Source organism: Paenibacillus contaminans (assembly GCF_003285015.1).
GTDB classification, from domain to species: domain Bacteria; phylum Bacillota; class Bacilli; order Paenibacillales; family NBRC-103111; genus Paenibacillus_V; species Paenibacillus_V contaminans.
The window spans coordinates 66,568-82,031 of sequence record NZ_QMFB01000024.1 but is presented as its reverse complement, the minus strand read 5'-3'; the positions used below and the strand labels follow the sequence as shown (position 1 = coordinate 82,031).

Annotated in this window: 15 protein-coding genes; all 15 read right to left on the bottom strand. The window is 53.0% G+C overall.

The genetic code is table 11. The features are described 5' to 3' along the window. Positions 1-132 precede the first annotated feature (132 nt). The gene (locus DQG23_RS30455; protein ID WP_158560775.1) at positions 133-867 is read right to left on the bottom strand and encodes a response regulator transcription factor; all 735 of its coding nucleotides are present in this window, start codon (positions 865-867) and stop codon (positions 133-135) included. Continuing rightward, a complete protein-coding gene (locus DQG23_RS30450) occupies positions 864-2,648 on the bottom strand; it encodes a sensor histidine kinase (RefSeq protein WP_113034811.1) in 1,785 nt (594 codons plus the stop codon). The genes DQG23_RS30455 and DQG23_RS30450 overlap by 4 nt, the downstream gene beginning before the upstream one ends. Before the next feature lie 64 nt (positions 2,649-2,712). Next, a complete protein-coding gene (locus DQG23_RS30445; protein WP_113034810.1) occupies positions 2,713-4,419 on the bottom strand; it encodes an extracellular solute-binding protein in 1,707 nt (568 codons plus the stop codon). 58 nt (positions 4,420-4,477) lie between these two features. Continuing rightward, complete coding sequence (locus tag DQG23_RS30440; protein WP_113034809.1) at positions 4,478-5,368, bottom strand: carbohydrate ABC transporter permease; 891 nt, start codon at positions 5,366-5,368, stop codon at positions 4,478-4,480. Positions 5,369-5,386: 18 nt separating this feature from the next. Next, the gene (locus DQG23_RS30435; RefSeq protein WP_238178118.1) at positions 5,387-6,187 is read right to left on the bottom strand and encodes an ABC transporter permease; all 801 of its coding nucleotides are present in this window, start codon (positions 6,185-6,187) and stop codon (positions 5,387-5,389) included. A 326-nt stretch (positions 6,188-6,513) separates the two neighbouring features. Beyond that, positions 6,514-6,894: a rhodanese-like domain-containing protein gene (locus DQG23_RS30430; RefSeq protein ID WP_113034808.1), complete on the bottom strand. Its 381-nt coding sequence runs from the start codon at positions 6,892-6,894 to the stop codon at positions 6,514-6,516. 16 nt (positions 6,895-6,910) lie between these two features. Next, entirely contained in the window at positions 6,911-7,171 is a 261-nt protein-coding gene (locus DQG23_RS30425) for a metal-sensitive transcriptional regulator (RefSeq protein ID WP_113034807.1), read from the bottom strand. A gap of 137 nt (positions 7,172-7,308) precedes the next feature. Next, positions 7,309-7,788, bottom strand: a complete 480-nt coding sequence (locus DQG23_RS30420) for a DsrE/DsrF/DrsH-like family protein (protein WP_113034806.1) — start codon at positions 7,786-7,788, stop codon at positions 7,309-7,311. A 68-nt stretch (positions 7,789-7,856) separates the two neighbouring features. After that, complete coding sequence (locus DQG23_RS30415; protein WP_113034805.1) at positions 7,857-8,084, bottom strand: sulfurtransferase TusA family protein; 228 nt, start codon at positions 8,082-8,084, stop codon at positions 7,857-7,859. Positions 8,085-8,099: 15 nt separating this feature from the next. Beyond that, entirely contained in the window at positions 8,100-9,236 is a 1,137-nt protein-coding gene (locus DQG23_RS30410) for an MBL fold metallo-hydrolase (protein ID WP_113034804.1), read from the bottom strand. 42 nt (positions 9,237-9,278) lie between these two features. Continuing rightward, positions 9,279-9,854 (bottom strand): sulfurtransferase TusA family protein, encoded by a 576-nt coding sequence (locus DQG23_RS30405; protein WP_113034803.1) that lies wholly within the window; start codon positions 9,852-9,854, stop codon positions 9,279-9,281. Between the two features lie 120 nt (positions 9,855-9,974). Further along, positions 9,975-10,190, bottom strand: coding sequence for a thioredoxin family protein (locus DQG23_RS30400; RefSeq protein WP_113034802.1), 216 nt, complete (start codon positions 10,188-10,190; stop codon positions 9,975-9,977). A 122-nt stretch (positions 10,191-10,312) separates the two neighbouring features. Then, complete coding sequence (locus DQG23_RS30395) at positions 10,313-12,061, bottom strand: Rieske (2Fe-2S) protein (protein WP_113034801.1); 1,749 nt, start codon at positions 12,059-12,061, stop codon at positions 10,313-10,315. Positions 12,062-12,168: 107 nt separating this feature from the next. After that, positions 12,169-14,493, bottom strand: coding sequence for an ATP-dependent DNA helicase (locus DQG23_RS30390; RefSeq protein WP_113034800.1), 2,325 nt, complete (start codon positions 14,491-14,493; stop codon positions 12,169-12,171). Positions 14,494-14,628: 135 nt separating this feature from the next. Beyond that, positions 14,629-15,378 carry a class I SAM-dependent methyltransferase gene (locus DQG23_RS30385; RefSeq protein ID WP_113034799.1) on the bottom strand — a complete coding sequence of 250 codons (750 nt, stop codon included), beginning with the start codon at positions 15,376-15,378 and terminating at the stop codon, positions 14,629-14,631. Positions 15,379-15,464: the final 86 nt, after the last annotated feature.

Here is a 15,464-nt window from a genome sequence, read left to right as displayed (position 1 = left end):
GAGCCGAACGCTGGATAAAATGATCACGGCCTTCGTTTCCGTCGTATTTTTTTCGCGACGTCTGCAGGAGAAAAGCAATCGTGTGAGAAAATCTACATTTTTTACTGCGCGGTCAACTAGCGAAAGAACCTACTATGACGAGATGAGGTGCTTATTCCGGTAGTCGCCCGGATTGACCCCCGTATACTGCTTGAACTTCTCGTAAAACCAATCCATATCATTGTAACCGACGGCTGCGGCAACCTCGTATACCTTCATATCGTTTGCCTCCAGCATTTCCTTAGCCTTCTCCATTCTAATCCGGAGCACATACTCGCTGAAACCGACCCCGGTCTGCGCCTTGAACAAGCTGCCTAAATAAGCCGCATTCATGTAAAGATGCGCCGCAATATTTTTCATGCTCACTTGCTCGGCGTAATGCTCTTTCACCCAGAACTTTACGAAATCGACTGCGCTGGCCGGACTCTCCGGTTTCGAGCGTCCGCCGCCGCTCTTTTCTTCCAGCTCGTGCTTTAATTTAAGCAGCAGCCGGTCCAGCTCTTCCGCTTCGGCAGGCTTCAGCAAATAATCCTTAACCCCATACTTCATAGCCGCTCTGGCATTCGAAAAGTCTTCGTACCCGCTCATAATGACTACCGCAACATCGGAAAATTCGCGGATCGACGCAATTAATGCGATTCCGTCCATAACCGGCATCCGAATATCTGTAATTACCAGCGCGAAGGAATCTTGGCGCAGCAGCTCCAGAGCCTGTTTGCCGTTAGACGCCTCCGCGCCGATCACGAAGCCCGTTTGCTCCCAGTCCAGCAAATACTTAATCGATTTCAATGCGCCGGGTTCATCGTCGACCAGCAATACTTTATTCATGCGGAGCCCTCCTTTTCGTAAGAAGACGGGGAATAGGGAATACATAAGAACGCCTGCACGCCTTGGCCGGGCTCGCTTTCGAGCCGGACGCCGTACAGGGGGCCGAAGCTTTGCAGTCGCTGATGCACGTTCAGCAGACCGATATGCTGCTGGCCGGAAGGCTGCACGGACTCCGTCAATCTTTGGCGAACCTCGGCCAGACGCTCCGGCGTCATGCCCGGTCCATTATCTGAAACGCAAAGCTGCAGCGTATGCTCGGCGACCCTTTCAGCCAAAATCGTCACCAGCGTCGCCGACTCGTTCCGTTCGACCCCGTGGACGACTGCGTTCTCAATCATCGTTTGCAGGGATAGCTTCGGAATTTGCAGCTCTCGGAACGAGACAGGCACTTTGATACGGTAAGAGAGCCTGTCGGAATAACGGAACGACTGGATTTTCAAATACGTTTCTACAACGTTAATTTCCTCCTCGAGAGAAACCATACGTCCGCTCTTCCCAAGCACCTGACGGAATGATTTTGCCAGCAAGCTGACGATTTCGGCATTGGCCCGATCGCCCTTCTCCAGCAAATTGCCGCGTATTGCGTTCAGCGTGTTGTACAAATAATGCGGATTGATCTGCGTTTGCAGCGCGTAGAGCTCGGCTTCCTTCGTTTTCAGCTGCAGCTCTTTAGCCACGAGCTCCGATTCGTATACTTCGCGGATCAGCCTTTGCATGCGCATCACCATGCCGTTGAATACGTGGCTGAGGCTGCTTACCTCATCACTGCCTTTCACATTCTCGATCGGCTGCAGCCTGTCCATGTCGGTCTGTCTCATCCGCGCGGACAGCTTCCGGAGTCTGCGGGTTATCCGCCCGGAAACGAAAAAATTAACGATCATAAATACAATGAGCGTTAACGAACATAAAATGATGGTGGTTGTAAACAACGTCTTGGACCGTGCCTCCAGCTCGTTGAGCGGAATCAAGGAGGCAACCTGAATGCCGTTGATACTGTTGCGCGAATCCAGCCGCTGTGTGGTCAGTAAATATTCCTTGCCGCCATGCGTCACGCTATGAACACCTGGCCTATCCGGAAACGAGCTGTAATACCAATCGCGATCTGACGCTGCAGGCAGCCGCCCGCCCGTTACACTGTCCAATACGGGAATGCCGTCGGGCATGACGATCAGAAAGCGGCTTTTCTCGCTCTCTTTTGTGATCAGATTGTGCAGCTTCACGGGATGCAGATCGATTTGCATAAATAAACAGGAGCCTGCCGTCAAATGGTTGAGTCTTTGCGTCAAACGCAGCCGGCCCATTCCGCCATCAGGCACGACGCTCCATCGTCGTAGCAATTCCCTGTTGGATCCGTCCGGAGGACAAGCGCGTCCCTCGGCAATGCCGGTCATTTCGGACAGCGGCCTAATATTGCCGACATGAAAAGAAGAATTGTCCGTATAGATATTAATATCCAGCAACTCTTTAGACGACTGGATTGCGAACATTTGAGGTTTCACAAATTCGAAATACTCGTTATGCGCTTCGGCGTACGTTTCGAAATTTTCCTGCAGCCGAAGTTGAAGCACATCGTCCATGTAAAAGTAATCGGTAATATCTTCGTATGATTTCAGCAGATTGTCAACGTTTTCCGCCAACTGAGACGACGAATGCGCCGCGTTTTCCTTTAGAATATCGAGGATCGTTCGCCGCGCGTAGCTTTCCATCGCAATAATGAGGGAAGCGATCAGAATGACGACAACGACTCCGTTCGTAATGAAGAGCTTGCTGCGTATATTCATCCCGCTTCCCCCTTTGCGCTTACACAATGATGATCAAGGATAATCGTTCCGATAAATTACACGATTATTTGAAATATTTCGCGTTCTTCTCGACGTTTTCCTTCCAAAGCGCGGTATACGCTTCCTCCACCTTCTTGATGCCTTCTTTATCCAGCTGTACCTGGAAGGCATCCCACAGCTTGTTGAATTCTTCCTCGTTCTTGCTGAAAATAATTTTCGGAGACTCTTTCAGCCACAATTGCTTCAAGCGCTCCAAAATTTTCGCAGCTTCCGCTTTCATATCTTCCGATAATTCGCCGAGCGTGCCCCGCTTTAGCTTGATCTGAGGCAGGAAATCGGACCATACTTCCTTGCCGTACGCCTTCAGTACTTCATTCGTTCTTGCATCATAGCCTTTCTTCACGGATTCCTTCGTAGTCGGCGTAGCGTAGTCGCCGTCCGCAAGTTTCGTGCCGTGGTCGAGATAGAGCGACGTTCCGTAGAAAGGAGAAGCGATTTCCTTCCAGATCAAATCAGGATTGGATGCTTTATTTTTATCGAACTCGGCGTTTACTGTCCGTTTGCCATCCTTCACCTCGAAGTGCTTGCCTTCAATACCCCAGTTGATCAAAATTTGCCCTTCATCCGAGAAAATGTAATCGAGCAGCTTGATGATTTCCTCCGGATTTTTCGTTTTCTTCGAGATGACCCAGTTCCAGTTCGAACGGGTCAGTGCTGACGTGAAGGAGTTGTTCGGCGCGCTGCTATCGAACATGATCGGGAAGTACGCGAACAAATGGTCGGTATCACCCGATGCGCGCATCACTTTCTCTACTTCAGGCTGAACCCACCAGGACGGGAAAAAGCCTGCCAATACGCGGTTTTCCGTAATTTTCTTGACCGCCGCCTCCGGCTTTAGCGTGAAAAACTCTTTGTCCAGCATGCCGGCATTGTACATTTTGTTCAGAAACTGATAATACCTCTTCATTTCCTCGGTACGATACTGGTACTGCAAGCTGTTGTCGGAACCGACTTTAAATCCGCCTTCATTCAGCATGCCGGACCCTTCCGAGGAAGGAGTCGCCAAATTTTCACCGCCGTTTCCGTAGAAGTTAAAGCCGGTAAACGGAATGATTTGCTTGCCGTCGATCTCCGGATGTTTTTTGTAAAACGCTTGCAAAACGTCAAACAGCTGATCGAACGTTTTGATTTCCGGATAGCCCGCTTCCTCCAGCACGTCGTACCTTACGCCAAAGTTCGCTTGGAGCAAAGGAGACGGCTCCGTTGCCAGCTTCGGTACGAACAGGGAGTAGATGTGGCCGTCTTTGCCTTTGAGCAAATCGAAGTACTTTCCGTATTTCTCCTTGATGTTCTTGCCGTACTTCTCGATCAGCTCATCGAGCTGAATGATGGCTCCGGCATCTTTGTATTTCTCTACGTAAGTCGGCGGCAGCACCAGCATATCGGCCGGATAATCGCCGGAAGCCAGCCACAAGTCGAATTTCTGGATGCGGTCGCCCGTGACGGTAATCGGATCGAATTTCGTATTCGTGCGCTTCTGCAGCTCCGTCATGACCGGATTGTTCATATCCAAATTCGGATACAGGTTGCCGAATTGAATCGTCGTCGGCTCCTTAGGAGCCGCAGGACTTGCGCTTGCGCCGGGGCTCGGACTCGCGCTCGCTCCCCCGGATTTCGTATCGGTTTCTTTGGACTTGTCTCCGCCGCTGCAGCCGGCCAGTGCCGTAACCGCAAGCGCAGCGCTCAGAAAGTAAGCGACTGTTTTTTTCATAGTCCCACCCTTTCATCTCTTGTATTATATCATCCGGTTAAACCGGCAGATATCGAAATTATTCCTTGACGGCGCCGAGCGTCATGCCCTTAATAAAGTATTTCTGCAGGAACGGATACACGAGCAAAATCGGCACCGTCACAAAAATCGTCATCGTCGCGCGAATCGATTCCGGCGTCGTCATGCGCATCATTTCCGGATCGATCGAATCCATATTGCCTGCGCCGATCTGATCGGTAGACTGAAGCAATATTTTCATCAGCTCGTATTGCAGCAAGGACAAGCTCTCTCTCGTGTTGAACAGGAAATTGTCGATCCAGGCATTCCAGTGGCCGACGGAAACGAACAGCGAGATCGTCGCGATAACCGGTAAGCTGATGGGCACCACGACCCGGGTAAGCACTTGAAACTCGCTCGCCCCCTCCATCCTTGCCGATTCGATCAGCCCGCTCGGCAGCTGGTCGAAGAAGCTGCGCATGATCATCACGTTGAAAGCGCCGATTAAGCCGGGAATGATGTAAACAAGGAACGTGTTCGTCAGACCCAAATTTTTAATAAGCAAATAATAAGGAATCAGCCCGCCGTTGACATACATGCTGACGACGATGATCGTGTTCAGCGGCTTGCGGAGCACGTATTCTGTCCGGCTTAGCGCATAAGAGACCATGATAGTGGCGATCAGCGCAAGCGTAGTCCCGATCACCGTTCTGGCGACAGATAGACTGACCGAGGAAAACAGCCGCTGATTTTGAAAAATAAGCACGTAATTGTCGAACGTGAACTTCCTGGGAAGCAAATAGATGCCTCCCTTTACCGTATCCATCGATTGGTTGAGCGAGATGGCCAGCAAATTCAAGAACGGATACAACGTTGCAGCCGCCAGCAGCGTCAGCGCCAAATAGTTGAGCGTATGAAAGGCAGCTCCGCCTAAGGTTAACTTTTCTCTCATTGTGCGTACCCCCGTAGCTTAGAGGACATGGGATTGTCCCAGTCTTTTGGCCAGCTGATTGACGCCGAGCACCAAGATGATACTGACCATCGATTTGAACATACTGATCGCCACGCCGTAAGAATAGTCGCCCAGCTTGAGTGCGTAATCGAGAGCGTACAAATCGAGAACCTTCGAATATTCGATGACAAGCGAGTTGCCGAGAAGCATTTGGGATTCGTATCCGGTCGATATCAAGTGCCCGACTGCCAGTATAAGCAGCATCGTTGCGGTGGGCAGCAAGGAAGGGAACGAAATATAGATCATCTTCTTAAACCGACCCGCGCCATCGACATCGGCCGCTTCGTACAATTCCGGGTTGACTCCGGAAAGCACCGCCAAATAGATGATCGTGCTCCAGCCGAGCTCCTTCCATAATCCGGCGAACGTATGGATAACCCAGAACCATTTTTCCTTGGACAGGAAGTAGATCGGCTCGTCGATGAGGCCAAGGTTCTTTAGCAGCTCGTTGAACGGGCCGTAATCCGGCGATAGCACGAAAATCATAATGTTGGAAATGACGACCCAAGACACGAAATGCGGAATGTAAACGATCGTCTGAACGGTACGCTTAAACAAGGTGAGCCTGACTTCGTTAAGCAGAAGCGCAAGCACGATCGCGCAGACGAAGCCGGACACCAGGCCCATCACGCTCATGGCCAGCGTATTGCGGAGCGCGTTGTAAAACTGATCGTCCTTGAATAGCTCAGCGAATTGATCGAACCCTACGAAAGGGCTTCCAAAAATACCTTTCGGTATCGAGTACTTCTGGAATGCCATAATCCACCCCCATAGGGGCAAATAACCGAATACAACCAACACGCCCACGAATGGGACGGACATCAATACCAGCTGGTACTGGGAAATGAGCTTGCGAAAGCCGCTCTTCTTGCGCGCTATCGGCTCCGTATTCGCTGCTCTGGCTTTGCTGACTTGGCTATTTATTGTTCTCCCCCCCAAAACGTTCCGATACAATAAGTATATAAAGCGGGCTTGACCGTTCCTATCCGGGAACGTGCAGGAGAACACCGGTGAAAATTCAGTTTTTTGGCATGAAAAAAACGATCATCAGCGACTGTACTCGTTCGCCAATGATCGTTCGGATTTTACTTCGCCAGCTTCCCCGGCCATGCCATGATCCCGCCTTGCAGATGAGACAGCTCCCGGAATCCGTTGCCGAGAACCATTTTGGCGGCCTGCTTGCTTCTCATCCCGCTGCGACAGTATAAATAAACGTTTTTGTCATGCGGAATCTCCGATAACCTGCCTTTTAGTTGAGATAAGGGAATATTGACCGCCCCCGGAATATACCCCTGCTTCACTTCCATCTGCTCCCGCACATCGATCAGAACGCGATTGCGGTCCGCTTGAAGCTCCTGCTGAAACTGCTCCGGCGTCAGGTTTCTCAAACCTTTGACCCCGGCCAGCCGGGTATACAGAAACCAGATCAGCAGCGCCCCAATGAGCACATATATGATCGTATTCATTCTGCAGCCTCTCTCCTTATCTGCTTTTCACCAGCAGTTCCACCGCTTGCTTGACGACTTTGCTCGAGTCTCTGCCGGCTTCATTCTCCTCGCGAATGCATTGCTCCAAATTTACCGCAACGATGTACGCGATCGCTTTATCGGCCGCGCTGCGCACGGCGGAAATTTGACTGACGACATCCTTGCAGTCCTGGCCTTCCTCCATCATCTTCAAAATCCCGCGGATTTGCCCTTCCATCCGTCTTAATCTTTTTTTCACATCATCATCGTAATTCATATAAGCCTTCCTCTCATCGATACCGGTATAGGTATATTATTGCCGATAACAAGTGCGGAGACAACTGGAGGAAGGCCACGTTCATGCTCAAGGATAAACGGCTTCGCCGTCCTATACCCTTTCGAAGTCTTATATTTTTATATAAACAAGTTGACCTTCGCATCGGCGGCATCGCCCAAATAAGCGGCAACACCCGCATACTCGATACCGTCCAGCAGCTCTTCCTTCTGCAAGCCGAGCAAATCCATCGTCATCGTGCACGCGACCAATTTCACGCCTTGCTCCTGCGCCAGCTCGATAAGCTGCGGCAGCGTCAGCGCGTTGTGTTTCTTCATGACATGCTTGATCATCTTCGGACCCATGCCGGCGAAATGCATTTTGGATAGTCCGAGCTTATTCGCGCCGCGCGGCATCATTTTGGCGAACATGTTTTCCAGCCAGCCCTTCTTGACCTGCACCGGTTCGTCCTTACGAAGGGTATTCAGCCCCCAGAAGGTAAAAAAGATCGTCACTTCATGGTCGTATGCCGCCGCTCCGTTCGCAATAATGAATGCGGCGATCGCTTTGTCCAGCTCCCCGCTAAACAGTACGATCGTCGTTTTTTCTTTGTTTTCCATGGGTGCCACCTTTCCGTTATGGTTTATACATATACCCGCATAGGTACTAAACTTATGAAAAAAATATACTACGACCCTTTTCTGACGAGAAAAGTAAACACGCCGTTCGCTTCCTTCGCTTCGACAAGCTCATGCTTCGTCTGCTTCACCCAAGCCTGAAAATCGTTCATCGATCCCTTATCCGTCGTTTGAAGCTCCATGATTTGTCCGGGCTGCAAAGAGTCGATCCCTTTCTTCGCTTTGACGATCGGCATCGGACAAGCGAGCCCTTTCGCGTCTACAATTAAGTTTGCCATCCTGTTTTCCTCCTCTTAATGATGATGCACCGCACAGCGGTTTGGACCGATTTCCAGCTCCACGGCGCGCTCCGGCTCAACCTGAAGCTCGCCCCGGTTGATCGCCACAATCTCCTCGAAATTCGGCGGTTTTTCCGAAGAGGCGGCCCCGGCTACATGCTCTACAAAATCGTCCTTGTCAGCATTGCGCATCATATCGTTGCTTTGGCGAATATCGCCGAGACTTGCCCCGACGATACCGTTATCGCCGATTTCCGTTATATCCGCATAATGCGCCGGCAGCACCAGCACGTCGTCGGATAACTTGCTCACTTTATGAAAGACGGTATCGTACAAATCCTGCGCCCACTCTTCCGCTTTTCCGCCGAGATCCGGACGCCCCAAGCCGCCCACGAAAATCGTATCGCCGGACATCAGCAGCTTATCGTTTATCAGAAACGATGTCGAACCCGGCGTATGCCCCGGCGTCGGAACGGCAAGCACCTCCACCTCCGCCCGGCCGAAACGGATCCGCTCATGATGCTCCAGCGGCTCGAACTTCAAATCCGTGCCCTGCACTTCCCCGGAGGAAATATAATAGGCTGCGCCTGTCAGAGCGGCAAGTGCGGGTCCGCCCGAAATATGATCCGCATGAAGATGGGAATCGACGACATGCTCGATCGTAAAGCCGTGCCGCTCGGCCAGCTCCAAATAATAGTCGACCTTCCGGCTTGCATCGACGATCATCGCTTTTCCTTCCGAAATGGCCGCATAAGACAAACAACCCTTCGAAAAACGGTTGATTTGCAGCAGCTCCACTTTATCGTCCGCGAATACGGTCGCAGCATGGTAAAATTGGCTCCACGCCAGCATACCGCCGTCTAATACGGAAGATTTGAAGCCCTTCTCCTCCAGCGTTTCAGCCACGAACATAGCGGATCCGCCTTTGGCGCAAACGACGACCATCTCTTCATCCGTCGGCAAGTCCTTGAAATTCGCGTCATCGTCTTCGAGAAAGTCAAAATACGGGATATTGATCGACCGGACCGTTTGCCCTTCGATTTTCCAGTCCGCATGTTCCTCCGTATTGCGCACGTCCAAAATCCATACGTCTTGACCGGCATTCATTCTCTCATGCAGTTGTTCGGCTGAGAGTAACGGTATGTGAGACATAACTTCCCTCCTCATTCATATAGGACCTTATTCAGCTGAAGCCTAGTCCGTCTCTAGCTTGTAGCTCCACTGCGACATGCCGGGGATGACATTGGCCACGTTGGCGAAGCCTTTCCCCGCAAGCAGTTGACAAGCCATATCGCTCCTGTTGCCGGTGCGGCAAACAACATAATAATTAACGCTCGGATCCAGCGAAGTGAGCTTCCCTTCAAGCTCTCCGGCAGGAATCGAAACGGCGCCGGGAATTCGTCCGAATGCGTATTCGGCCGGCTCCCGTACATCGATGATAATCATACTGGATCCCGAGGCCAGGTTGTCGTTTAGTTCTTCGTTGCTCACGGTGTGCGGAAAGTTCATTTCGGCCTTCGTTTCGGATGCCTCCGCTTTGCGGATGTAGTGACGGTATATGCCGTTTTCTTCTTGTAAGCCTACATATTGATGACCGGTACGATTTGCCCAGCTCTTCAAATCCGCTATGGAGCCCTTGTCCGTCGCGCTAACTTCCAGTACTTCGCCGGCGTTCATCTCGTCGATCGTCTTCTTGGTGCGAACTACGGGCAGCGGGCAGGCGAGCCCTTCGCAAACGAGCTTGCGGTTTACCTGAAATGTGTTAGTCATGAAAATGTCGCTCCTTCTCGTTAAAAGAGTCCGGCAATCCAGTCGGCTCCGGTTTCAATCGATCTTCGAGGATCGCTGCAAAACACATACCCCTATAGGTATATAAAATAGCAAAAAAAATTACATAAACTCGCGAAGCATGCCCATCAAGTGCGCTTTACTTTGAACCCCGACCGTTTTCCGTACGATTCGACCATTTTTAAATAACGCCAAGGTGGGAATACTCATAATGCCGTACTCGGAAAATATCGCCGGATTATGGTCTACAAGCACAGGAACCGGAGACTCCAAAACATCTTTACGAACTGCCCGATCGGAAGTTTGGATCAGTGACATGGACAATCCCTCATTTCGATCTTGTTAAATACATATACCCGTATAGGTATAACAACAATATATAAAAAAAGCCGGCTTCCGTCAACAGCCGGCCAAAAGTATTTTTATCCAATGCAATCGGCTTACTCGTCTTCGAACAACCGCTCTCCGCGATGCAGCCGCCACGCGATCGTTGCCGTGTGCGGCAGCTCTCTGGCGGTCGGCGCATGGGCGGCCAAATAACGCGTGCAGGCAAACAGCATCGTCTCCTTCGCCCGTTCGGCGAAAGCATCCGTTCTATCCCGCCAACGCTCATATTCCGCGACGGAGGCTTCATACAGCTGAAAAGAGTGAAACTCCGCATCTTCTCTCAACAAGGCATGGCCGAGCGTATTCAGCAGCGCTTCCGGATCCCGCTTCGCCCCCAGGTAGCCGGCAACCCAGCGCGCGGCTTCATCGACCTGCTGTCTCTTGTCCATAAGCTCGAGCAGCTGCTCGAGGGCATATTCGCCGCCCGAAGCCGAGCCGTCGGCCGCCGTTTTGGGCCGCTGCGCCCGCGGGACGTTCAAGAAACGGTCATGATACACCGCGATCGCGCCATGGAACAGCGCACGGTTGAGCAGCGGCTCCTTCGAACGAAGCAGCCGTTCGTGCACCGCATGCGCATAGGTAAACGTATGCAGCACCGCTATCCAGTCGCCGAAATCGTTCTGCGTATGGAAATGAACAATACGTTCCGCTGCGGCCGCCGCTACAAGCTGCGCGAGCCGGGACGGCTGCACGCCTGCGAGAAGAAGCTCCGTCAGCCTCTCGATCGTTTCAAGCGGCCGGTCGCTTAAGAACTGCTTTAACAGAGCTTGCTCGTCCAGCGCTTCTTCGCGGGACTCGGCAGGCTCGGCCGCTTCAAGCCGTTCAACCGCTTGCCGGATAGGGGTTACCAAGTCGAGCGGCGCCTGCCAGTGATGAAGCTCCTCGCTGCGGGCAGGGGAACGAAGGAGCGGAACGAGAGAAGCGAGCACCTGATCCTCGGAGCCCGGCTCCATATGCTCCAAAATCTCGAAAGCCTTATTATGAAAATCGAATGTATGTCCGCCATCCAAATAAAAATGGTCCGTAGCGGCAATCAGCATCATGTCGGCCAGCATTTCGGACGAAGCCCCGCCCGCAATAGCCGTCAGGAGAACCTTCTCCGCTCCCTGCGTATCGCGTACCTCCACGCAGCTCCGGTACCATTGGATAAGCCTGTCTTCCTTTAACTCCGCGGCCGGAAGCGAACCGAGCAAATGCCGGGGAGAGCGCCCTGCGCTGGACCTCGCCACATGCACGAGACCATGATAGAGGGCCAAGATCCGTCCTTTTTTATCCAGCTTGGGAAGCACATTGCGCATTGCGGTCAAAATAGACAGCCCGGATCCCCAGCCGTTCCCCTGCTTCGTCCCGAACCGGATCCCCTCGCGAACGATCTCGTCTGCCGGGACGCCCGATTCGACAAGCCCGACGACCGCTTTGGCAATCACGATACCGATGTTCTGCTCAAGTCCCTCCTGCAGCCTCCGCATCTGTTTTTCGGCGCTGAGGGCATGTCTCGGCTTGGCGTTTACCCATACGTCTTCGCCTTCTACTCTCACATCGTAAGACGGCACATCGTCCGCCCAAGGGTCAAGCGTGCCTCCGCTGCAAACGTCGAACCGCGCATGATGCCAATGACAGGTCAGAATACCGTCGCATAAGCTTCCAAGGTGAAGCGGAAATCCCAAATGCGGACAACGATTATCGACAGCCGACACTTGATCCTCATGAAAAAAGACTGCAATTCCGCCCTTGATCACCTTAGCCCGTTCGTTTCTCAGCGTCTCCAGCGTCCCGGCGTGAATCCATTCCGCAGCGCTCATTCCATTCGCCTCCTTTTCGGATACCTTACACCTTTACTATACGCGCCTTAATGCGCGTTTCCTTCCCACGCCAATGAAATAATGGAAAATTTGGGAGGTTTCTTTACTCAATTAAGCTCTGACTCCGGCTCAAGCCCCGCCAATTCATAATGTTTCCATTCGGCAGGCAGCAGCCGATTATACGGCTGCTTCAAATACCTGTCGTCGATCAGCAAAAGCGTCCCCCGGTCCGTCGCCGAACGGATCAGCCTGCCCCCCGCCTGCAGCACCTTGTTCATCCCGGGATAAACGTATGCGTAGTCGTAGCCGTTCTTGCCGCCGCCGTCGAAAAAGTCCTTCAACAAATTGCGCTCCGCACAAAGCTGCGGCAGTCCGACGCCCACGACGACGACCCCTTTCAGCCTGTCCCCGACCAGATCGATTCCCTCCGAAAAAATACCGCCCATAACGGCGAAGCCGATCAGCGGTCTCTCGTTCTCCGCCTGAAACCGCCGCAGATAACTCTCCCGCTCCTCCTCCGTCATCGCCGTTTGCTGCACGATCGTGTCGACCGCATCCGTTATCTCCAGCTCCATAAAGCATTCGTAAACGCTGTTCATGTACGCATAAGAAGGGAAAAACGCGAAGTAATTGCCCGGCTTCTCGGCGACGACCCGCCGAATATGCCTGGCGATCGCGTCCTTCGTCCGGTCCCGGTCCTGATAGCGGGTGGATAGCGGAGCAAGCTCCACGGTCAGCTGATCGCTTGAGAACGGCGAAGGAATCGACACCGAATAGTCGTCTTCCTTGTCTCCCCCCAGCATGTCCATAAAATAGCCGAGCGGCGACAAGGTTGCGGAGAAAAACACCTGCGACCGGTAGCCCTTGCCCATTTGTTTGAGCAGGTAAGAGGGATCCAGGCACATCAGCTTGATCCGGAAGCCGTCTCTCGCGTCCTCCGAATACGTCACATAACGCTCGTCGTAAAGCTTGGCAATGCGGAGAAAGCTTTGGACGGCAAAATACGTGTCCAGCAGTTGCCCGCTATCCGCGTTCGCCGGGACAGCGATCAGATGGCGCTCCGCCTGAGCGGCGAACGTCTCAAGCATCGCGTTAAGCTCGTCCGGCCGTTCCGTCGTTACGGTCATTTTGCCGACACCCGCTTGCTTGCGCGCTTCGATGAAATACGAATTGATCCTTTTGGCCGCTGCGTGAAGCTCCGGTTGAACGGTCTTATACTCGCGCTGAATCGCCAGAAAGTCGGCCTTGTTCAGCTCGCTCGAGTACATCTCCCGCGCCCGGTCGACCAGGTTATGAGCTTCGTCGATCAATAGGGCGGTCCGGCGCTTCTGCTCCTCGAACAGACGCTTCAAGCTCACCCGCGGATCGAACGCATAGTTGTAGTCGCAAATGACCGCATCTGCCGCGTAGGCCGCATCGAGGGCGAATTCGAACGGGCAAACGCTGTGCTTGCGTGCATAGCTTTCGATAACGGGCCTCGTCATAAGCGTCTCGTTCGCCAGCATATCGAGCAAAGCCCCGTTGATCCGGTCATAATAGCCGTCCGCATACGGACAATGCTCCTTCGTGCAGCGCATTTCCGTCTGAAAGCAAACCTTTTCTTTGGCCGTCAGCGTAACGGCATGCACGTGCAGACCTTTGGCGCAAAGCAGCCCGAGCGCTTCCTCCGCCGCCGTTCGAACGATCGTTTTGGCCGTCAAATAGAAAAATTGCTGCAGCAGCCCTTCCCCCATCGCCTTAACGGCCGGGAACAAGGTGGAAATCGTTTTGCCCATTCCGGTCGGCGCTTTTGCAAACAGCTTGCGTCCGTCCGCTATTGTTTTGTATACGGTGCCGGCGAATTTCCTTTGCCCTTCGCGGTACGACTCGAACGGAAACGGCAGCGCCTTGATGCTCTCCGTCCTCTCGCTCTCATGCTTATGCATCAGCGCGGCGTAAGGGGCGTAGGCTTCCACGAGCCGGAGCACGAATCCCTCAAGCTCCTCGAACGAGGCATCCTGCGCAAACCGCTTCTGCTCGTCCGTATTCACCTGCACGTACGTGAGCTGGACGCGCATCCGGCTCAGTCCATGTGCCTTGGCGTACATGTAGGCGTAACATTTGGCTTGCGCCCAATGTACGGGGTACGTATCGTCCGCAATGACGTGCAAATCGCCCGAAGTCGATTTGATTTCGTCCACGGTGACGTCTTCCTCGGAGACCAGCAAGCCGTCGCACCTGCCCTCGATCGCGAACAGCATGCCGCTGCCGGCGATCTCCGTCCGCAGGAACACTTCCTTCTGGTCCTTTTCGCCGTATTGCTTCTGTATCTTTAAATGGGCCTTCGTGCCGTCGGTCAACGCCTGGGAAGTCCGGAATCCGGACTCGATGCTGCCGCTGCGAAACGCATATTCAACAAGAGCTCTCACCGAAATCTGCACCGTATGGGACATAACTCCTCCTCCGCCAACCTTCCGAACATACATTCTTATTCCATTATACCAAAAAAATAAAGCTGCGGCATGCTTCAGCCGGCACGAACGAAGCGAAGAAAAGCCCCGGCAGCTGCTGCCGGAGCTTAATGGCGTTTACTTTCGCGCGATAATCATAAACCGTTCTTCGTTCGTTCGGATTCCGCGTTCCGTTTGATTTTGCTCGACGAAAGCCCGGAGTATGTCCAAATCGTTCGGATTATCCCCGAAGCCGGGAACGATCGGCGTGTGCGTCAGAAGGAACATCAGATCCTCGACGCTTTCATAATAAACGGCCGCATCGTAGACGAAGGACTGAATATCCGCAAAGCCCGCCTCCCGAAGCGCCGCTTCGTTTTGCTTCAGCAGCGTTCCCGGCTCGGCCGCGTCATACTGCCCTCTCCCGAACGCTTGCTTGATATTCCTCTTATCTCCTTCACTCACCTGCTGCGTCAAAAATACGCCGTCCCGTGTAAGCACCCTGGCGGCTTCTCCCGCATGAAAACCGCAATGCCGCGCGCACACCACATCGAAAAAAAACGCAGGGAACTCAAGCCGTCCGGCATCCATCCGCATAAACCGCACATGACGTTTCCCAAGCCGCTCGCGATTCGTTTTTGCCGTTTCCACCATCGGCTCCGAATGGTCTATGCCTACCGCAAGCAGCGCCGCATCGGCGATCTGCAGCAGCTTTTCGCCTCCGCCCGTGCCGATATCAAGCAGCAAATCCGACGGTTTGCACCTGCTTACGACCTCTGCGTAAAAATCCCAAGCGGCACCCTCGGTTATCACCTTCAGCTTGCTGAAATCCCAACCGTTCAGTCGCCCGATTTTATCGTAAAACCGTTTATATAAGCCATTGTCCATATGAATCCGCCTTTCATCATGAGGTAATTAGACCCTCAACCGGCTACTTCGAACGATATGGAGCAGCATCCCCTTCACCCCGCTCT